The 20,130-nt window shown below is 69.4% G+C and carries 17 protein-coding genes; 2 read left to right on the top strand and 15 right to left on the bottom strand.

What is annotated here, in order from left to right; genetic code table 11:
* Nucleotides 1-3: 3 nt before the first annotated feature.
* A complete protein-coding gene (htpX, locus tag FHU35_RS18595) occupies nucleotides 4-879 on the bottom strand; it encodes a zinc metalloprotease HtpX (RefSeq protein ID WP_145741331.1) in 876 nt (291 codons plus the stop codon).
* Nucleotides 880-1,074: 195 nt separating this feature from the next.
* Between htpX and FHU35_RS18590 the strand changes: the two genes are divergently transcribed.
* Nucleotides 1,075-1,983 (top strand): YceI family protein, encoded by a 909-nt coding sequence (locus FHU35_RS18590; protein WP_145741329.1) that lies wholly within the window; start codon nucleotides 1,075-1,077, stop codon nucleotides 1,981-1,983.
* Nucleotides 1,984-2,035: 52 nt separating this feature from the next.
* Here the strand turns inward: FHU35_RS18590 and ddaH are convergent, their stop codons facing one another.
* The gene (gene ddaH / locus FHU35_RS18585) at nucleotides 2,036-2,890 is read right to left on the bottom strand and encodes a dimethylargininase (RefSeq protein WP_145741327.1); all 855 of its coding nucleotides are present in this window, start codon (nucleotides 2,888-2,890) and stop codon (nucleotides 2,036-2,038) included.
* A gap of 74 nt (nucleotides 2,891-2,964) precedes the next feature.
* Here ddaH and FHU35_RS18580 point away from each other — a divergent pair, with 74 nt between their 5' ends.
* Nucleotides 2,965-3,408: an Lrp/AsnC family transcriptional regulator gene (locus FHU35_RS18580; RefSeq protein WP_145741326.1), complete on the top strand. Its 444-nt coding sequence runs from the start codon at nucleotides 2,965-2,967 to the stop codon at nucleotides 3,406-3,408.
* A 61-nt stretch (nucleotides 3,409-3,469) separates the two neighbouring features.
* On the opposite strand, the gene FHU35_RS18575 is transcribed toward FHU35_RS18580, so the two are convergent.
* The 13 genes from FHU35_RS18575 to FHU35_RS18515 all read right to left on the bottom strand — a co-directional run bounded on the left by FHU35_RS18575 (nucleotide 3,470) and on the right by FHU35_RS18515 (nucleotide 20,124).
* Entirely contained in the window at nucleotides 3,470-4,651 is a 1,182-nt protein-coding gene (locus FHU35_RS18575) for a sunset domain-containing protein (RefSeq protein WP_145741324.1), read from the bottom strand.
* 156 nt (nucleotides 4,652-4,807) lie between these two features.
* Nucleotides 4,808-5,836 (bottom strand): polyprenyl synthetase family protein, encoded by a 1,029-nt coding sequence (locus FHU35_RS18570; RefSeq protein WP_145741322.1) that lies wholly within the window; start codon nucleotides 5,834-5,836, stop codon nucleotides 4,808-4,810.
* Nucleotides 5,837-5,883: 47 nt separating this feature from the next.
* Complete coding sequence (gene nuoN, locus FHU35_RS18565) at nucleotides 5,884-7,425, bottom strand: NADH-quinone oxidoreductase subunit NuoN (RefSeq protein ID WP_145741556.1); 1,542 nt, start codon at nucleotides 7,423-7,425, stop codon at nucleotides 5,884-5,886.
* A 26-nt stretch (nucleotides 7,426-7,451) separates the two neighbouring features.
* On the bottom strand, nucleotides 7,452-9,029 hold the full coding sequence (locus tag FHU35_RS18560) for an NADH-quinone oxidoreductase subunit M (protein WP_145741320.1): 1,578 nt from the start codon (nucleotides 9,027-9,029) through the stop codon (nucleotides 7,452-7,454).
* A gap of 64 nt (nucleotides 9,030-9,093) precedes the next feature.
* Nucleotides 9,094-11,076: an NADH-quinone oxidoreductase subunit L gene (gene nuoL / locus FHU35_RS18555; RefSeq protein ID WP_145741318.1), complete on the bottom strand. Its 1,983-nt coding sequence runs from the start codon at nucleotides 11,074-11,076 to the stop codon at nucleotides 9,094-9,096.
* Between the two features lie 23 nt (nucleotides 11,077-11,099).
* Nucleotides 11,100-11,399 (bottom strand): NADH-quinone oxidoreductase subunit NuoK, encoded by a 300-nt coding sequence (gene nuoK, locus FHU35_RS18550; protein WP_093414272.1) that lies wholly within the window; start codon nucleotides 11,397-11,399, stop codon nucleotides 11,100-11,102.
* Entirely contained in the window at nucleotides 11,396-12,352 is a 957-nt protein-coding gene (locus FHU35_RS18545; protein WP_145741315.1) for an NADH-quinone oxidoreductase subunit J, read from the bottom strand. The genes nuoK and FHU35_RS18545 overlap by 4 nt, the downstream gene beginning before the upstream one ends.
* A complete protein-coding gene (gene nuoI, locus FHU35_RS18540; protein ID WP_145741312.1) occupies nucleotides 12,349-12,915 on the bottom strand; it encodes an NADH-quinone oxidoreductase subunit NuoI in 567 nt (188 codons plus the stop codon). The genes FHU35_RS18545 and nuoI overlap by 4 nt, the downstream gene beginning before the upstream one ends.
* Nucleotides 12,902-14,209, bottom strand: coding sequence for an NADH-quinone oxidoreductase subunit NuoH (nuoH, locus tag FHU35_RS18535; protein ID WP_145741310.1), 1,308 nt, complete (start codon nucleotides 14,207-14,209; stop codon nucleotides 12,902-12,904). The genes nuoI and nuoH overlap by 14 nt, the downstream gene beginning before the upstream one ends.
* Nucleotides 14,206-16,740 carry an NADH-quinone oxidoreductase subunit G gene (locus FHU35_RS18530; protein ID WP_145741308.1) on the bottom strand — a complete coding sequence of 845 codons (2,535 nt, stop codon included), beginning with the start codon at nucleotides 16,738-16,740 and terminating at the stop codon, nucleotides 14,206-14,208. Before FHU35_RS18530 ends, nuoH begins: the two co-directional genes overlap by 4 nt.
* The gene (nuoF, locus tag FHU35_RS18525) at nucleotides 16,737-18,035 is read right to left on the bottom strand and encodes an NADH-quinone oxidoreductase subunit NuoF (protein ID WP_145741306.1); all 1,299 of its coding nucleotides are present in this window, start codon (nucleotides 18,033-18,035) and stop codon (nucleotides 16,737-16,739) included. Before nuoF ends, FHU35_RS18530 begins: the two co-directional genes overlap by 4 nt.
* Nucleotides 18,036-18,043: 8 nt before the next feature.
* Nucleotides 18,044-18,799, bottom strand: a complete 756-nt coding sequence (gene nuoE / locus FHU35_RS18520) for an NADH-quinone oxidoreductase subunit NuoE (protein WP_145741304.1) — start codon at nucleotides 18,797-18,799, stop codon at nucleotides 18,044-18,046.
* Nucleotides 18,796-20,124 (bottom strand): NADH-quinone oxidoreductase subunit D, encoded by a 1,329-nt coding sequence (locus FHU35_RS18515; protein ID WP_145741302.1) that lies wholly within the window; start codon nucleotides 20,122-20,124, stop codon nucleotides 18,796-18,798. Before FHU35_RS18515 ends, nuoE begins: the two co-directional genes overlap by 4 nt.
* Nucleotides 20,125-20,130: the final 6 nt, after the last annotated feature.

Below are 20,130 nucleotides of genomic sequence, written 5' to 3'. Positions count from 1 at the left end.
GGGTCAGTGGATCGGCGGCAGCTGCTTGCCCGCCATGCCCTCGAGCCGCGAGATGCGCTCCTCCATCGGCGGGTGCGTGGAGAACAGCTTGGTCAGCCGCTCACCCGGCCGGAACGGGTTGGCGATCATCAGGTGCGACTGCGACACCAGCTGCGGTTCGGGAGCCAGCGGAGCCGCCTGAGTGCCCCTCTGCAGCTTGCGCAGCGCCGAGGCCAACGACAGCGGGTCGCCGGTGAGCTGAGCACCCGAGGCGTCGGCCTGGTACTCGCGGGACCGGCTCACCGCCATCTGCACCACGGCTGCCGCGATCGGGCCGACCAGGGCCACCAGCAGCATCGCGAACGGGTTGGGGCGGTCCTCGTCGCTGCCGCCGAACATGCCGAAGAACATCCCGAAGTTCGCCAGGAACGTCACCACGCTGGCCAGCGCGCCGGCGACGCTGGAGATCAGGATGTCCCGGTTGTACACGTGGGAGAGCTCGTGGCCGAGCACGGCGCGCAGCTCGCGCTCGTCGAGCAGCTCCAAGATCCCGGTCGTGCAGCACACCGCTGCGTTGCGCGGGTTGCGGCCCGTCGCGAACGCGTTCGGCGCGCGGGTCGGGCTGATGTACAGGGCGGGCATGGGCTGCCGCGCCGACGTCGCGAGCTCGCGCACGATCCGGTACATCGCCGGCTGCTCGGCCTCCGACACCGGACGGGCGCGCATCGAGCGCAACGCCATCTTCGCCGAGTTGAAGTACGCGTACCCGTTCATGCCCAGCGCCACGACGAGCGCGATGACCAGACCGGCCCGACCGAAGATCGCACCGACCATCAGCACCAGCGCGCTCATGCCGCCGAGCAGCACCGCGGTTTTCAGACCGTTGAACTGACTGTGCACCTCTGCCTCCGCCCGTGATTCAACTGGAAAACGCTTGGCGATGGCGACTGGTTCCGCTGACCGGATGTGCGGAATGCAACTACGACGTCCGATCGGATGAAATCAGATTTCGATCTAGGCTGAAAGGTCTAGCAGCTGAAACCGAATTTCATCTTCCGGTTCCCCCCACCGGAGGATGCTCAGAAGGGATTCTCAATGGTCCTCGCCAAGCTGCGCCGACGATGGTCGGCCAGCCCCGGCACCCCGTCGCCCTCCCCCCGCGGCGGGTTCTCCTTGCACCCCACGCCTCTGGACAGCGGTCTGGTGAGCGGCCAGGTGCACGACGAGCGCGGCACGCTCCTCCCCGGCGCGAGCGTCACGATCGTCGACCGCTTGAACCAGACCATCGGCGAGACGAAGACCGACGCCTACGGCGGCTTCGTTCTCTCGGTCGCGCCCGGCACGCACCGGCTGTCCCTCAGCGCCGGCGGCTACCGCCGGTTCAGCACCAGGGTTCAGGTGCAGGTCAACCAGCACTCCCCGCTCGGCAGCATCGGGATGCAGTCGGACGACTCGCTGCAGATGCCGCAGCCCGGTCGCTACCGGTTCGACCCGTACCACACCGAGATCCGGTTCGTGGCCCAGCACATCGGACTCTCCAAGATCCACGGCGAGTTCCGCCGCTTCGACGGCGTCATCGACGTGGCGCCTCGGTTCGAGGACTCGCAGATCGAGGTCGTGATGGAGGCCGCCTCCATCGACACCGGCGTGCAGATGCGCGACGACCACCTGCGCTCGGCGGACTTCCTCGACGTCGAGTCGCACCCGAGGGTCCTCTTCCGCAGCGAGCGGCTCACCCACGTGCGCGCGGACCGCTGGAACGTCAGCGGACGGCTCACCTTGCGCGGCACCACGAGCCCGGTGGAGCTGGAGTCGGTCTACCTGGGCCAGCGCCAGTTCCAGGGCCCGGGTTTCGACGGTGACCTGCGGGTCGCGTGCGACGCGAAGGCGACCCTGCGGCGCGAGGACTACTCGGTGAACTGGCAGGCCACGCTCGCCAAGGGCATCGCGGTCGTCGGCCCCACGATCAGCATCGAGCTGGGCGTCCAGGCCGTCATGGAGTGATCCGACACGAGAGCGGCTGCACAACCGGGTTGTGCAGCCGCTCTCGTGCGTTTCAGGCGTGCAGCTCCATCGTGCAGCACTTGGGGCCACCGCCGGACTTGCGGAGCTCGGAGATGTCCAGGCCGATCACCTCGTAGCCGCGGTCCTCCAGCTGCTTCGCCAGGCCGGTCGCCTCGGCGGGGAGCACCACGTGGTGACCGTCGGAGACGCCGTTGAGCCCGAGGCAGGACGCGTCGGCCTCGTCGGCGATCACCGCGTCCGGGAACATCCGCGCCAGCACCCTGCGCGAGCCCGCGGAGAAGGCGTCCGGGTAGTAGGCGATCTGCGCGTTCGGCCCCTTGTCCAGCACGAACAGGGCGGTGTCGAGGTGGTAGTAGCGGGCGTCGACCAGGTTGAGGGAGACGACCGGGACCCCCAGCGCCTCCTGCGCCTCGGCGTGCGCGGCGGGGTCCGTCCGGAACCCCGTCCCGGCCAGCAGCACCTCGCCGGTCCAGGCGAAGTCGCCCTCCGCCTCGTTGATCCGCGTCGGCATCACCAGGTCGCGGTGGCCGCGGGTGACGAACCAGCGGCGGAAGTGCTCGGCCTCCGCGGCGCGCTCGGGCGCGCGGAACTTCGAGCCGAGCACGCGGCCCTCGATCACCGTGCCGGAGTTGGCGGCGAAGACCATGTCCGGCAATCCGGGCTGCGGCTCGATGGTGTCCACCGCGTGCCCGAGCCTGACGTAGGTGTCCTTGAGCTCCTGCCACTGCGCCATCGCCAGCGCCGTGTCGACCGGCTGGTCCGGGTTCATCCACGGGTTGATCGCGTACTCGACGGTGAAGTACTCGGGCGGGCACATCAGGAAGTGGCGGGTGGTGGCCTGCCTGGCCACGAGCGTGTCGGCGGGTCGCGCCGCTGTTGCCGTCATGAATCGAAATCTAAGCTCTACGGATACCCGCCATCAACGCTGCTCCGTTCGTCGTTTGCGGCAGAATGTTGCGTATGGACGCCTTGGACCAACGAATCATTTCGCACCTGGTCACCGACGCTCGCGCGAGCTACGCGGAGATCGGTTCGGACGTGGGGCTGTCGGCTCCGGCGGTGAAGCGACGAGTCGACAAATTGCTCGACCAGGGCGTTCTGCAGGGATTCACGGCGGTGGTCGACCCCGAGGCGCTCGGCTGGGGCACCGAGGCGTTCGTGGAGGTCCACTGCCACGGCAACGTGCCCGCTCGCCGGATCCGGTCCGGCCTGGAGCCGCTGCCGGAAGTCGTCGCCGCCTACACCGTCTCCGGGCAGGCGGACGCCATCGTGCACCTGCGCGCCGCCGACATCCACCACTTGGAAGAGGCGATGGAACGGCTCCGCGAGGTCGACTTCGTCTCGCGCACGGTGTCGACCGTCGTGCTCTCCCGCCTCCTGGAACGCCAACCGCAGCCCGACTGACGCACAAGAGGAGACCGCGGGAATCGCGCAGACGATTCCCGCGGTCCTCGCAGTCGGTGGGTCAGCGGCGGGTGCGGTTCCAGGGCTCGAAGCCGGCGGTCTCGGCGTCCGACGGGTTGCGGAACCAAACGTCGGCGGTGATCTGGTCGTAGTGCGGGGAGTCCGGCGTGTGGTACTGCCGGGAGGCCGAGTGGCCCTTGATCATCGGACCGGTCGAACCGGCGCTCTGAGCCTGCTGGGCCGCGGGCACCTGACGGGTCTCCGCTGCGGCCTCGGGCGCTTCAGAAGCCTTCTCCCACTTGCCGTCGCGGCCGGGGTGCGGTCCCGCGCCCGGCGTGCGGCGGGGCAGCGGAGCCGAGTCGTCCGGGTTGTCGACGAGCCTGATCCCGGCCGGGTCCTCGTCGGCCTGCTCCGGGGAGAGCGGCTCCGCGTGCTCCACGCGTTGCCGCAACGAGTCCGGGATGTGCGGACGGTCGGCCTGGGCGGCGTCGCCGCGCGGCTGCGGGGTGCGCTTCGGGAGCGGCTCGGACGCCGCGCCGTCGCCACCGAGGCTACCGCTGAGCTGGGATGACTTGCCCTTCTGCTCCGCGGGGACGGCCGGGATGACCTGCGTGGCGTCCGCGCCGACCGGAGGTGTGTAGGGCTCCTCGGAGGCAGCCGCCGACTCCGGTTCGAACAGCGAGCGGAGCTGACCCGAGAGCTGGTCGGGTTCCTCGTCGGCTCCCGGTGGGAACTGCGACGGGCGCTGCTCGTTCCTCGTCTCCTCGAACTCCGGGTTGCGGAACCACGTGTTGTCACCGGCCGCGGGTTCCGGCTCGGGTTCCGGCACCGGTGCTGGTTCGGGCTCCGGTTCGGGCACGTGCTGCGTCTCCACCAGGTCCGACCGCGTCGTCGCCCCGGGCGCGACCCACGGGCGGGGCCTGCGGTCCCACTCGCCGAACTGGTCCTCGGAATGCTCCCGCTGCCCCGGGTGCTGGTCGAGCAGGTCCAGCGGAGCGGCCCGGTGCTCGGTGACCGGCTCGTCCTCGTAGACCTCGTGAGCCCGTTCGTACACCGGCTCGTCGTAGACCGTTTCGTCGTAGACGGGCTGGTCGTAGAGGGGCTCGTCGTAGTGCGGCCGGTTCAGCTCCTGCTTGAGCCTGCGCCGCAACGGCCGGACGAACAGCGCCCAGGTGACGAACGCTCCCACCAGGAAAGCGGCGAGGCTCCACAGCCACACCTGGGTGAACAGCCAGGTGATCACGAGAGATGTCCCTCCTCCGGGGCTTCAGAAGCACCGCCGGTCACACCGGGTTTCCTACCACGCGTGCGACGTCGCCCGGTACCGCTTTCACCGGCATGTGACGGATCCGGCGAGTTCAAGACAGGCACGCGGTGCTCGCCGGGCGGCAGCGGCACATCACCAGGTCCGGGCGACCACGTAGTCGACGAGCGAGGACAGCGCCTCACTGGCCGGCACGTCGGGCAGCGAGGCGAGCTCCTTGCGGGCGTCGTCGGCGAACTCCTGCAGCGTGCTGCGGGTTCGCTCCAGACCGCGGGAATCGCGCAGCAGGTCCAGGGCTTCCTCGACCTCGGCGTCGGTCGTCAGCGGGCGACCCAGCAGATCCCGGAGCCGTGCCGGGCACTGCTCGTCGGCCAGCGCGTAGAGCATCGGCAGCGTCTTGACGCCCTCCCGCAGGTCGGTGCCCGGGGTCTTGCCGGACTCCTTGGACTGCGAGGCGATGTCGATGATGTCGTCGGAGATCTGGAACCCGGTGCCGATCAGCTTGCCGATGCGTTCCAGCGACTCGATGGTCGCCTCGTCCGCACCGGAGAACCAGGCGCCGAACCGGCCCGCGGTCGCGATCAGCGACCCGGTCTTCTCGTAGATCACCTTGAGGTAGAAGTCGACGGCGTCCTCGCCCTCGCCAACCCCTTCGGTCTCGCGCATCTGGCCGGTGACCAGAGCTTCGAAGGTCGCCGCCATCCGGCGGACCGCTTCGGCGCCGAGATCGGCGATCAGCTGGGAGGCCTTGGCGAACAGGAAGTCGCCGGTGAGGATGGCCACCGAGTTGTCCCAGCGGGCGTTCGCGCTGGTCGCGCCCCGCCGCATGGTGGCCTCGTCCATCACGTCGTCGTGGTACAGGGTGGCGAGGTGGATCATCTCCACCACAGCGCCGGACTTGACGACCTCGTCCGTCGTGGGGTCGCCGAACTGCGCGGCGAGGAGCACGAACAGCGGCCGGAACCGCTTGCCGCCCGCGTCCACCAGGTGCAGCGAAGTACGCGTGGCGAAGTCGAGGTCGCTTTGCACCTCGTCGTGCAGCAGCTGCTCGACGCGTGCCATGCCCTGCTTGACCGAGTCGGCCAGCCCGGCGTCGGTGATCTGGAAACCACCCGGCCCGGCTGCGCTCAGTTCACTGATCGGGTCATCCGCTGGCCTGCTCACGTCACCGTCGCCTTCGCTCCCCCACGATCGCCCTACGGGCGAGCACTCTACGACACGAAGCCACCGACGTTCGCCCAGTCCAGAGCCAAGGTCGGCAACACGCCCAGCAACAGCGTCACGACCACGCCCAGCGTGATCGCCGCCGTCGTGAACGCACCCGGCACGCTCACGGTGGGGCCGTCAGCAGCCGGTTCTTGGAAGTGCATCAGCACGATGACACGAAGGTAGAAGAAGGCCGCAACCGCACTCGCCACCAGGGCCACCACCACCAGCGGTGCCATGCCATCGGTCAGAGCGGCCTCGAACACCACGAACTTCCCGACGAATCCGCTGGTCATGGGGATACCGGCGAGGGCGAGCAGCAGGAAGGTGAACACCCAGGCGACCAGCGGTGAACGCTTCGCCAGACCCGCCCAGTCCGAAAGGTGAGTTGCCTCACCGTCGGAGCGGCGCACGAGACTGATCACACCGAACACGGCGATCGTGGTGAACCCGTAGGCCAGCAGGTAGAAGAGCGTCGCGGCGACACCGCGATCGGACAGCGCGAGCGTGCCCAGCAGCATGAAACCGGCGTGCGCCACCGAGGAGTAGGCGATCATCCGCTTGATGTCGCGCTGGGTCAGGCCGAGCACCACGCCGATCACCATCGACACGACGGCGATCGTCCAGACCACGCCGCGCCACTCCCAGCTGGAGGCCTCGAACGCGACCTGCAGCACGCGGAGGATCCCGCCGAAGGCCGCGACCTTGGTGCAGGCGGCCATGAAACCGGTCACCGCGGTCGGGGCGCCCTGGTAGACGTCCGGCGTCCAGGTGTGGAACGGGCCCACCGAGGCCTTGAACAGCAGACCCACCAGCAGCAAGCCGAGTCCGGCGAACAGCAGCGTGTCGGAGCGCTCCGAGCCGGCGGTGGCGTCGGCGATCGCCTGCAGCTTCACCGAACCCGCGTAGCCGTAGAGCAGCGCCAGGCCGTAGAGGAAGAACGCGGAGGCGAACGCTCCCAGCAGGAAGTACTTCACCGCGGATTCCTGCGACAGCAGCCTGCGACGCTTGGCCAGACCGCACATCAGGTACAGCGGGAGGCTCAGCACCTCCAGCGCGATGAACATCGTCAGCAGGTCGTTGGCCGCGCAGAACACCATCATCCCGCCGAGCGAGAACAGGGCCAGCGGGAACACCTCGGTGCGCATCCCGGCGGCCGACGCGGCGGCGCGGCTCATCGTCCCCGGCCCCTCGGCCGGCATCGACTCCGCGACGAACGCCCCGCCCGGCTCCACCGAGCGGTCGGCGATCAGCAGCAGCGAGCCCAGGCCGAGCGCCAGCAACGTGCCCCACAGGAACAGCGTCGGCGGGTCGACGGCCAGCGAGTCCGACAGCGTCGTCACGCCGGTGCCCGCCGACCGCGCGAAGGTGGCCAGCGCGATGCCTGCGATCACGACCGACGCCAGGCTCAGGCCGACCTGCACCGACCAGCGCTGGTGCCGGGGCAGGAACGCCTCGACCAAGATCGCCAGGCAAGCGGCACCGAGGATCACCAGCACCGGCGCGATCGCCGCGTAGTCGATCGGCGGAATCTCGACGGTACCCAGCTGGCTCGGGAATCCCTTGACCACTGTCAGTTACCTCCCTGCGAGGTCACGGGGTCGGTGACGCCGACCTCGCTCATGGTTGCCGCGACCGACGGGTTGATCACGTCCAGGACCGGCTTGGGGTACACGCCGAGCCCGATGATCAGCACGATCAGCGGGGCCAGCACGGCGATCTCCCGGGCTCCCAGGTCGGTGAACCGGAGCCGGTGCGCGCCCTCGCGACTCGGGTCGATCACCGCGCCCGGGCCGCCCGCGGTGCCCAGCAGCGCGTCGCCGCGCACCGGGCCCTGCATGGTGCGCTGGTAGAGCCACAGCACGTAGACCGCCGCCAGCACCATGCCGATCGTGGCCAGCGTCGTGAAGACCGGGCGGGTCGCGAAAGACCCGACCAGCACGAGGAATTCGCTGACGAAGGAGTTGGTGCCGGGCAGCGACAGCGTGCTCAGCCCGGCGATCAGCAGCGAGCCCGCCAGCAGCGGAGTCACCTTCGCCATGCCGCCGTAGTCGGCGATCCGGGTCGAGCCGCCTCGCACGATGATCATGCCGATGACCAGGATCAGCATGCCCGTGGCGATGCTGTGGTTGATCATGTACGACACCGCGCCGACGTGCGCCTGCGAGGTGAACGCGAAGATCCCCAACGCGATGAACCCGAAGTGCGCGATCGAGACGTAGGCGATGAACCGCTTGAGGTCGGTCTGACCGAACGCCTGCAGCGAGCCGTAGAGCACGCCGATCACCGCGAGCACCAGCACCACCGGTGCCAGCTGCTGCGCGGCCACCGGGGTTAGCGGCAGGCTGTAGCGCAGGAAGCCGAAGGTGCCGACCTTGTCCAGCACGCCGACCACGATCACCGCGACGCCGATCGGCGCCTGCTGCGCGGCGTCCGGGAGCCAGGTGTGGAACGGGAACAGCGGAGCCTTGATCGCGAACGCGGCGAAGAAGCCCAGGAACAGCCAGATCTGCACGTTCGCCGGGGCGTCCGACAGGATCGGGACGAGCTTGGCCCAGTCGAACGTGCCCTCACCGGTGACCTGCGCGCTGTAGCTGTAGGCGCCGATCGCCGACGCCAGCATGATCAGGCCGCCGAGGAACGAGTAGAGGAAGAACTTCACCGCGGCGTAGGCCCGGTTCTCACCGCCGTAGCCGCCGATGAGGAAGTACATCGGGATCAGCATGATCTCGAAGAGCACGTAGAAGAGGAACACGTCGGTGGCGGCGAAGACCGCGACCGTCAGCGCCTGTTCGAGCAGCAGCAGCGAGAAGAACCCGCCGTGCGTACGTCCCTCCGGCAGCCGCTCTCCCCAGCTGTAGCCCAGCACCAGCGGCATCAGCACGGCGATGACCAGGACCATCACCAGGGCGATGCCGTCGACGCCGAACGAGAGGTTGATGTCGAACGACGGGATCCACGAGATCGAGCTGGTCAGCTGCATCCGCGGACCGGCCGGGTCGTAGGCGAACCACGCGGCGACGGCGATGACGAGCTCGGCGAGGGAGAAGCCCAGCGCGGTCCACTTCGCCGCACCGGCGTTGCCGCGCAGCAGCGCCACCACCACCGACCCGGCGATCGGCAGCAGCACCAGGGCGAGCAGCAGGGTCATCGGATCTCCTCCCGGAGCTCACCGTGTCGATACGAACTGGGCAGAACGGGTCCGTGCGAGGTCGTCATGACGGGAACCCCACTGCCATCAGGGCGGCGATCACCACGACACCGCCGAAGAGCATGGACAGGGCGTAGGACCGGACGAAACCGGTCTGCCAGCGGCGCATCCGGCTGGAGCTGAAGGTCAGCACCGAGGCGATGCCGGAGACCGTGCCGTCGACGCCCTTGCGGTCGACCGCGAGCAACCCCTTGGTGAGACCGAAGGTCGGGCGCACCGCGAGGAGGTCGTTGACGGCGTTGCCACCGAGGTCCGCGCGGGCTGCGCGCACGACCGGCGAGACCTTCGCCGGGCGCTCGACCGGAACCGGTTTGCGGCCCACGACCAGCCACGCGATCACCGCACCCAGCGCGGAGATGGCCACCGTCAGCACGGGGATCATCGCGTGCGGGATCGCGGTGTGGGGGGCTTCTTGCAGCTCGCCCAGCGAGGGCGACAGGAACGTCACCAGCCGGTCGCCACCCGCCAGGAACATGCCGGCCCCAATCGAACCGACCGCGAGCACGATCATCGGCGCGGTCATGATCGCCGGGGACTCGTGCGGGTGGAAGTCCTTGCCGTTGCCGGCCTTCAGGTCCTTCCAGCGCTTCTCGCCGAAGAACGTCATCAGCACCAGGCGCGTCATGTAGAAGGCGGTGATCCCGGCGCCCAGCATCGCGGCTCCGCCGAAGATCCAGCCGCGCCAGCCCTCCTGACCGAAGGCCGCCTCGATGATGGCGTCCTTGGAGTAGAAGCCGGACAGGAACGGGAACCCGATCAGCGCGAGGTAGCCGAGTCCGAAGGTGCCCGCGGTGATCGGCATGTACCGCGCGAGGCCGCCGAACTTGCGCATGTCGACCTCGTCGTTCATGCCGTGCATCACCGAACCGGCGCCGAGGAACAGCCCGGCCTTGAAGAAGCCGTGGGTGAGCAGGTGCATGATGCCCAGCGCGTACCCGGCCGGGCCGAGCCCGACCGCCAGCATCATGTAGCCGATCTGGCTGACCGTGGAGTACGCGAGGACCTTCTTGATGTCGTCGTAGGCGCAGCCGATGACGCACCCGACCAGCAGCGTCACCGCGCCGACGATGGTGACGGCCAGCTGACCGCCCGGCGAGAGCGAGAACAGCGGGTTGGAGCGGGCGACGAGGTAGACGCCCGCGGTGACCATCGTGGCGGCGTGGATCAGCGCCGAAACCGGGGTCGGGCCCTCCATGGCGTCCGGCAACCACGCCTGCAGCGGGACCTGGCCGGACTTGCCGCAGGCACCGAGCAGCAGCAGGAGCGTGATCGCCAGCAGCACGCCCGGCGAGAGCTCACCGGCGCGAGCGAAGACCTCCGCGTACTGGGTGGTCCCGAGGTTGGCGAACAGCAGGAAGATCGCCAGCGCCAGCCCGACGTCGCCGACGCGGTTCATCACGAACGCCTTGGTCGCCGCCGCGGCCGCCGAGGGCCGGTGCTGCCAGAACCCGATCAGCAGGTAGGACGCCAGACCGACGCCCTCCCAACCGAGGTAGAGGGTCACGAAGCCGTTGCCCAGCACCAGGATCAGCATCGAGGCGACGAACAGGTTCAGGTAGGCGAAGAACCGGCGGCGCTCGGTGTTGGCCGCGCCGGTGCGCCCCTCCTGGTCGTGGCTCATGTAGCCGATCGAGTACAGGTGGATCAGCGATCCCACACCCGTGATCAGCAGCAGGAACACCATCGCCAGCGGGTCCAGGCGGAGCCCGAAGTCGACCTGCAGCGCGTTGACCGGGATCCAGGAGAACAGGTGCAGTTCGCGGACCTGCTCGCCCTGCGGTGCCCCGGACACGGAGGTGAACAGCCAGAGCCCGTAGACGAACGAGGCGACCACCGTCGCCGTTCCCAGCAGATGTCCCCAGCCGTTGGCCCGCCGTCCCGCGATCAGCAAGATCGCGGCACCCAGCAGCGGGAACGCGACCAGCAACCAGGCGTAGGACTGCGCGGGCCCGGCCGCCTCGGCGACCCCCGCTGCGGTTTCAAGCATCTTTGCCGTCACCACGCGCCCTCTCAGTACTTGAGCAGGTTGGCGTCATCGACCGAGGCCGAGCGACGCGTCCTGAAGATCGACATGATGATGGCCAGGCCGACCACCACTTCGGCGGCCGCGACGACCATCACGAAGAACGCCATGACCTGCCCGTGCACCGTTCCCTCGATGCGGGCGAAGGTGACCAGCGTCAGGTTGACCGCGTTGAGCATCAGCTCGACGCACATGAACACCACGATGGCGTTGCGCCGCACCAGGACTCCGACCGCGCCGATCGAGAACAGCAGCGCGGACAGCAGCAGGTAGTACGTGGGGGTCACTGGTGAACCTCCTCGGTGGCGTGCTCGGCTCGCTGGTCCGAGTGCCCGTTGCCGTTGGCCTGGGGCGCCGGGATCTCGGGGCCGGAGTCGATGACCGGCTCACCGGACTTCCCGGAACCGGTGGCGCCCGGCGGGTCCGGCTCGTCGGTCAGCGCGCGGGCGTCGGGTTCGGGTTCGTCCCCGGCGACCGCGCGGCGCTCGTCGTCGAGCGCGTCGGCGGGCAGGTTCTCCAGGAGCTCCGACAGCGATTCCGGCGCGACCGAACCGTCCGGCAGCAGCGCGGGAACGGCCACGGAGTTGGCCGTGGCGTACACGCCCGGGCCGGGCAGCGGCGACGGGCGCTCACCGCGGAACCGCGCGTTGGCCTGCTCGCGCTGGCTCAGGCGCGGCCCGCGGCCCTTGCCGCCGTAGGCCAGCACCATCGCGGCGACCGCGGCGGTGATCAGCAGCGCGGAGGTCAGCTCGAACGGGAACAGGTAGTCGGTGAAGATCAGCCGGCCGAGACCGCCCGCGCCACCGCCCGACGGCTTCCAGGCGTCCAGCGGCGGGGCCGCCTGCACCGAGGTCAGCGACCGGGCCAGGCCCGAGACCAGCAGCAGCGCCAGGCCGATCCCGCCGATGCCCGCCCAGAGCCGTTGCCCGCGAAGGACTTCCACCACCGAGTCCGAGGAGTCGCGACCGACCATCATCAGCACGAACAGGAACAGCATCATGATCGCGCCGGTGTAGACGATGATCTGGGTGAACCCCAGGAACGACGCGCTCTGCCCCATGTAGAGCACGCCCAGGCTCAGCATCGTCAGCACCAGCCACAGCGCGGAGTGCACCGCGTTGCGGGCGAAGACCATGCCGAGCGCGCCCAGCAGCGACAGCGGACCGAGGATCCAGAACAGCACCGTCTCACCGGTGCCGACCACGTCGCCGGCCTGCGCCAGCACTACTCCGGTGCTCATCGCGCGTCCTCCTCAGGGCCGGACTCGACCGTCGCGCCCGCCGGGACGCCCCGCTGCTTGGCGAGCTGAGGACCGTTGACGTAGTAGTCCTGCTCGTCCTCGCCGAGGCGCATCTCGTGCGGCGGCTGCTCCATCCCGGGCAGCAGCGGCGCCAGCATGTCGGCCTTCGTGTAGATCAGGTCCTGGCGGTTGTCATCGGCCGTCTCGTACTCGTTGGTCATCGTCAGCGCCCGCGTCGGGCACGCCTCGATGCACAACCCGCAGCCGATGCAGCGCAGGTAGTTGATCTGGTAGTCCTTGCCGTAGCGCTCACCTGGCGAGAAGCGGGCCTCGTCGGTGTTGTCCCCGCCTTCCACGAAGATCGCGTCGGCCGGGCAGGCCCACGCGCACAGTTCGCAGCCCACGCACTTCTCCAGCCCGTCCGGGTGCCGGTTGAGCTGGTGACGTCCGTGGAACCGGGGCGCGGCGACCTTCTTGACCTCGGGGTACTCCTCGGTGACGACCTTCTTGAACATCGTCGAGAAGGTGACGCCGAATCCCTTGATCGGATCAAACATTCCCATGAGGTGCCTCCTCGCCTTCCGGACCCGCGAGTTCGCCGGAACCGGTGCCGCTGCGCACCGGGGTGCGTCGCGGCGGGGTCTTGGGGACTTCCAGGTCGAGCGGCGGCACCGGGAACCCGCTGCCCGCCAGCGGCACCTCGTCGGAGTCCTTCTCGGGCTTGCGGTCCGGGATGAGGAACGTGGCCGCGACCAGGATCACCACCACGACCGCTCCGCCGATCATGAACTGCTGGGTGCTGACCGTCTCGGAGTTGCGCAGCGCGCGGATCACCGTCACCGCCACGATCCACACCAGGCTGACCGGGACCAGCAGCTTCCAGCCGAGGTCCATGAACTGGTCGTAGCGCAGGCGGGGCAGGGTGCCGCGCAGCCACACGAAGAAGAACAGGAACGCGATCGTCTTGCCGAGGAACCACAGCACCGGCCACCAGCCGGTGTTGAGCACCCCGTCGCCGATCAGCGACAGCGGCCACGGCGCGTGCCAGCCGCCGAGGAACAACGTCGTCGCCAGCGCGGAGACGGTGACCATGTTGATGTACTCGGCGAGGAAGAACAGCGCGAACTTCAGCGACGAGTACTCGGTGTGGAATCCACCGACGAGCTCGGACTCGGCCTCGGGGAGGTCGAACGGGGCCCGGTTGGTCTCACCGACCATCGACACCACGTAGACCAGGAAGCTCACCGGCAGCAGCGCGAAGAACCAGCCGTTCTCCTGCGCCGCGACGATGCCGGAGGTCGACAGCGTGCCCGAGTACATGATGACCGCGACGAACGACAGGCCCATCGCGATCTCGTAGGAGATCACCTGCGCCGCCGACCGCAGCGAACCCAGCAGCGGGTAGGGGGAACCGGAGGACCACCCGGCGAGCACGATGCCGTAGACGCCCACCGAGGCGCAGGCCAGCACCACCAGCAGGCCGACCGGCAGGTCCACCAGCTGCAGCGCGGTGCGCTCGCCGAAGATCGTGACCTCGGGCCCGATCGGGATCACCGCGAACGACACCAGCGCGGGCGTCGCGGAGATCACCGGGGCCAGGAAGTACACCCACTTGTCGGCCATGACCGGCCGGATGTCCTCCTTGAACGCCAGCTTCAGACCGTCGGCCAGCGACTGGAGGATGCCGAACGGCCCCGCGCGGTTCGGGCCCGGCCGGTGCTGCATCCGGCCGATGACCCGGCGTTCCGCCCAGATAGTCAGCAGCGTCATCAGCACCAGGAAGGCGAAGATCGCCACGACCTTGATCAGGATCAACCAGATCGGGTCGTCGGCGAGCAGTTCGGCGGTTCTGGTCATGCCTTCCCCCCGTTGTGGTGGGCCGGGGAACGGCCGTTGCCGTTCGGCGAAGCGCCGTTGCCGTCGAGACTTCCGCTGCGCGGAGCGAGGTCGACCAGGGCTCCGTGACCGACGCCGAGCGCCTCGTGGACCCGGGCGCTCCCGGAGTCGGTCGGCACCCACACGACGTCGTCGGGCATGTCGGCGATCTCGACCGGCAGCACGATCTCGCCCTGCTCGGTGCGGACCTCCAGCCGCTGTCCGGAGCTGATCTCGATCCGCTTGGCGGTCTCCGGCGAGAGGATCGCGACCCGGTTGCGGGCGGTGCCCGCGAGGCTCGGCTCCTCGGCTTGCAGCGAACCGTTGTCCAGCAGCTGGCGCCACGTGCCGAGCACGGCCTGGCCGGGGCCCGGCCGGGGCGCGTGCGCGACGGGTTCGTCCGGGGCGGCGGTGCGCCCGCCGGTGTGCGTGCCGAGCCGCTGGAGCTCGGCGCCCGCTGCGGCCGGGCTCTGCGTGAACAGGTCGGCGTCCATCTCCACCGCGAGGGTGTCCAGCACCCGGCAGTCCGGCAGCGCGCCGGTCCCGTCGATGGTGGTGGCGAACTCGCGGCGGCGGCCCTCCCAGTTGAGGTAGCTGCCGTTCTTCTCGGCGCTGGGCGCGATCGGCAGCACCACGTCGGCCCGCTCGGTCACCGCGCTCGGCCGGAGTTCCAGGCTGACCACGAAATCGGCCTCGTCCAGCGCCTTCCGCGCCAGCGCCGGGTCGGGCAGGTCGTCCGGGTCGACACCGCCGAGCACCAGGCCCGGCAGCTCACCGGAAGCGGCGGCGGTGAGGATCTCGGTGAGGTCGCGACCCGCGGCGGCGGGCAGCGAACCGGGCGCCATGCCCCAGGTCCGCTCGACCTCGGAGCGGGCGTGGTCGTCCACGACCGGACGGGCACCGGGCAGCAGCGTCGGCAGCGCGCCCGCTTCGACGGCACCGCGCTCCCCGGCCCGGCGGGGGATCCAGGCGACCTGGGCTCCCGTGCGCTGAGCGGTTCGCAGCACCTCGGAGAGCAGGCCAGGCACCTCGGCGGCGCGTTCGCCGACGATGAGCACCGCGCCCTGCTGGCGCATCGCCTCGTCCACGTCGGACGGCAACGACTCCAGCGCGGCGGCCTCGCCACCGGGAGTGCACTGCACGAGCGACCCGGTGCGCACCGGCCCGCCGGCGTGCGTGATGACGGTCGTCTTCTCGACACCCGGCGAGTTGCGCGGAGCGACGTGGAAGACCTGCGTCCCACCGGCGCGCGCGGCCTTGCGCAGCCGCAGGAAGACGATCGGCGACTCCTCCTCCGGCTCGAACGCCACGCACAGCACGGCCGGGGCGGACTCCAGGTCCTGGTAGGTGACCCCGGTTTCCGGCGTCACGCCGACCACCGTGGACTCCAGGAACCGCAGTTCCTCGGTGGAGTGCGGCCGGGCGCGGTGGTCGATGTCGTTGGTGCGCAACGCGACCCGCGCGAACTTCGCGTAGGCGTAGGCGTCCTCGACGGTCAGCCGGCCGCCGGGCAGGACGCCGACGCCGCCCGCGTCACGCGCGGTCGCCAGGCCCTCGGCGGCCGCCTGCAGCGCCTCGGTCCAGGACGCCTCGCGCAGCTCGCCGTTCACCCGGACCTGCGGCCGGGTGATGCGGTCGGCGGCGTTGGCGTAGCGGAAGGCGAAGCGGCCCTTGTCGCAGATCCACTCCTCGTTGACCTCCGGGTCGTCCCCGGCGAGCCTGCGCATCACCTTGCCGCGCCGCCAGTCCGTCCGGGTCGCGCAGCCCGATGCGCAGTGCTCGCACTGCCCCGGGGTGGAGACCAGGTCGAAGGGGCGCGACCGGAACCGGTAGGCAGCGCTGGTCAGCGCTCCGACCGGGCAGATCTGGATGGTGTTGCCGGAGAAGTAGGACTGGAACGGCTGCTGCTCGCCGATGCCGATCTGCTGCAGCGCACCGCGTTCCAGCAGCTCGATGAACGGGTCACCGGCGATCTGCTTGGAGAAGCGGGTGCAGCGCTGGCACAGCACGCAGCGCTCGCGGTCCAGCAGGACCTGCGAGGAGATCGGGACCGGCTTGGCGAAGGTCCGCTTGGTGTCGTGGAATCGGGACTCCGCGCGACCGTGCTTGAGCGCCTGGTTCTGCAGCGGGCACTCGCCGCCCTTGTCGCAGACCGGGCAGTCCAGCGGGTGGTTGATGAGCAGCAGCTCCATCACGCCCTGCTGCGCCTTGTCCGCGACAGGCGACGAGTTCTGCGTCTTGACGACCATCCCGTCGGCGACCGTCATGGTGCAGGAGGCCTGCGGCTTCGGCATCGGCCGGCCGTTCATCTCGACCTCGACCAGGCACTGCCGGCAGGCGCCCGCCGGATCCAGCAGCGGGTGGTCGCAGAACCGCGGGATGGTGATCCCCATCCGCTCGGCGGTCCGGATCAGCAGCTCGCCCTTGGGGGCGTCGACCTCGATCCCGTCGATGGTCAGCCGGACGTGCCCGTCCGGAACGGGACGCGCTTCGGATTCGGGTGCCAGGGTCATCGGGCCGCTCCTACGAGTTCCGCGGCGGACTTGTTCGTGTCGCAGAGCGCGAGGAATTCCTCGCGGAAGTACTTGATACCGCTGGTGATCGGGCTGACCGCACCGTCACCGAGGGCGCAGAACGAACGGCCGAAGATGTTGTCGCAGACGTCCAGGAGGGTGTCGATGTCCTCCTCGGTGCCGTGCCCGTCGACCATCCGCTCCAGCACCTGGGCGAGCCAGTAGGTGCCCTCCCGGCAGGGAGTGCACTTGCCGCAGGACTCGTGCTCGTAGAACTGTGTCCACTTCATCACGGCCCACGGCACCGACACGGTCTCGTTGAAGACCTGCACGGCCGTGGTGCCCAGCATCGATCCGGCCTCGGCGGCGCCCTCGAAGTCCAGCGGGACGTCCAGGTGCTCGGCGGTGAACAGCGGCGTGGAGGACCCTCCCGGGGTCCAGAACTTCAGCGGGACGCCGTCCTTCATGCCGCCCGCGAGTTCCAGGAGCTGCCGCAGCGTGGTGCCCATCGGGGCCTCGTACTGGCCGGGCTTCTCGACGTGACCGGAGATCGAGTAGATCTTCGGGCCCGGCGACTTCTCGCTGCCCATCTCGCGGAACCAGTCCGAACCGCCGTTGACGATGAACGGCACCGAGGCGATGGTCTCCACGTTGTTCACCGTCGTCGGGCAGGCGTAGAGCCCGGCTGCGGCGGGGAACGGGGGCTTGAGCCGCGGCTGACCGCGCTTGCCCTCCAAGGAGTCCAGCAGCGCCGTCTCCTCGCCGCAGATGTAGGCGCCCGCACCCGCGTGCACGACGATGTCCAGGTCGAACCCGGAATCGAGGATGTTCTTGCCCAGGTATCCGGCGGCGTAGGCCTCGCGGACGGCGTGGTGGAGCCGCCGCAACGGGTGCAGGGCTTCACCGCGCACGTAGATCATGCAGTGGTGGGCCCGCATCGCGTAGCTGGCGATGATGCAGCCCTCGATCAGCGAGTGCGGATCGGCCATCATCAGCGGGATGTCCTTGCAGGTCCCCGGTTCGCCCTCGTCGGCGTTGATGACCAGGTAGTGCGGCTTGACCGGGTCCTTGGGCATGAAGCCCCACTTCACGCCGGCCGGGAAGCCCGCACCCCCGCGACCGCGCAGGCCGGACGCCTTGACCAGCTCGATCAGCTGGTCCGGGTGGGCCTGCAGCGCCGTGCGCAGCGCGGTGTAGCCCTCCAGCTGCTCGTAGGTGTGCAGCGTCCAGGAGTCCGGCGACAGCCACCGCTTGGTCAGCACCGGGGTCACCGGGCTGGGAGTCGGTTCGGTCATGGCCACCCTCACTTCTTCTCCGGCAGGGGCGGGAGTTCCGCGTCATCGGGCATGCTCGGCGCGGTCCAGCCGCGGTCCCGGGCCAGTTCCGCGCCGCGCACCGTCTCGGTCGCCAGCGACGGGCCGGTCACGGTCTCGTCGAGGTCGTCGAAGAAGCCGGCGAGCTGGCGTTCGGCCCCGCGGAAGTCCGACAGGGCGGGGCCGCGCGTCGGTGCGGGCTTCTCGCCTCGCTGCAGGCTCTTGACCAGGTCCAGCGCCTGTTCCGGCGTCTGGTTGTCGTAGTACTCGTAGTTGACCTGCAGCACCGGGGCGAGGTCGCAGGCCGCCAGGCACTCGGCGTGCTCGATCGTGATCGAGCCCTCGGTGCCGGGTTCCCCCGCGGTGCCCTCGTGCCCGACGCCCAGGTGATCGCCCAGCGCCTTGTAGATCGCGTCGCCGCCCAGCGCCGCGCACATCGTGTTGGTGCACACGCTGACCAGGTGCTGACCGCACGGCTTGCGCTTGTACATCGTGTAGAAGGTCGCCACGGCGCTGACCTCGGCGACCGACAGCGCCAGCTCCTCGGCGCAGAACTTCATGCCCGCCGGGCTGACGTGCCCCTGCACGGACTGCACGAGGTGCAGCATCGGCAGCAGCGCCGAACGCGATTCCGGGTACCGGGCGATGATCTGCTTCGCCTCGGTCCTGGTGTCCTCGCCGAACACCGAGGTGTCGACCGCGTCGGTCTGCTCCTCGGTGGTGGTGAAGTCGAACTGCTCGGTCATCGGTCCACCCCGCCCATCACCGGGTCGATGGAGGCGACGGCCGCGATCACGTCGGCCACCAGCCCGCCTTCGGCCATCGCCGGCATCGCCTGCAGATTCACGAAACTGGGTTCGCGCACGTGCACCCGCATCGGCCGGGTGCCGCCGTCGGAGACCAGGTGGACGCCCAGCTCGCCGCGCGGCGACTCGACCGGCGCGTAGGCCTGGCCGGGCGGCACGTCGAAGCCCTCGGTCACCAGCTTGAAGTGGTGGATCAGCGACTCCATGGACTGGCCCATGATCTTGCGGACGTGCTCCAGGGAGTTGCCCATGCCGTCGGCGCCGATGCTCAGCTTCGACGGCCAGGCGATCTTGGCGTCCTCCACCATGTGCGGCCCGGACTCCATCTTGTCCACGCACTGCCGGATGATCTTCAGCGACTCGTGCATCTCCTGCACCCGCAGCATGTAGCGGGCGTAGCAGTCACCGTCGTTGCTGGTGGGCACCTCGAAGTCGTAGTCCTCGTAACCGCAGTACGGTTCGACCTTGCGCAGGTCCCACGGCAGTCCCGCCGCGCGCAGCAGCGGTCCGGTCACGCCCAGCTGCAGCGCGCCGTCCAGCGGCAGGTGGCCGACGTCCTTCAACCGCTGCTTCCAGATCGGCTGACCGCTGAACAGCTTGTCGTAGTCCGGCAGGCGGGTGTCCATGACCTTGATGAACTCGCGGACCTTGTCCTGCCAGCCCGCCGGCAGGTCCTGCGCGACGCCGCCGGGGCGGACGAACGCGTGGTTCATCCGCAGACCGGTCAGGAACTCCAGCAGGTGGAGCACCTCTTCGCGCTCGCGGAAGCCGTAGGTCATGCCGGTGGTCGCACCCAGCTCCATCGCGCCGGTGGCCAGGAAGACCAGGTGCGAGGAGATCCGGTTGAGCTCCATGAGCATCACGCGCATCGTCTGGGCGCGCTCCGGCGCCTCGATGCCCAGCAGCTTCTCGATGCCCAGGCAGTAGGCGGTCTCGGTGAACAGCGGCGCCAGGTAGTCCATGCGCGTCACGAACGTGACGCCCTGGGTCCACGTCCGGTACTCGGTGTTCTTCTCGATGCCGGTGTGCAGGTAGCCGATGACCGAGCGGGCCTTGGTGACCGTCTCGCCTTCCAGCTCCAGCACCAGCCGCAGAACACCGTGCGTGGACGGGTGCTGCGGGCCGAGGTTGATGACGACCCGCTCCTCGCCACCGGTTTCGTCCAGGAACTCGTCCCAGTCGCCGCCGGTGACGGTGAAGATGCGGCCCTCGGTGGTGTCTCTCGACTCGGCGGGGTACGCGCCGGTGAGTGATTCGGTGGTCATTGCCCA

Origin of the sequence: Saccharopolyspora dendranthemae (genome assembly GCF_007829955.1) — a bacterium.
GTDB classification, from domain to species: Bacteria; Actinomycetota; Actinomycetes; order Mycobacteriales; family Pseudonocardiaceae; genus Saccharopolyspora; species Saccharopolyspora dendranthemae.
The sequence above is the reverse complement of the archived record's forward strand: the minus strand, read 5'-3'. Positions and strand labels throughout refer to the sequence as shown.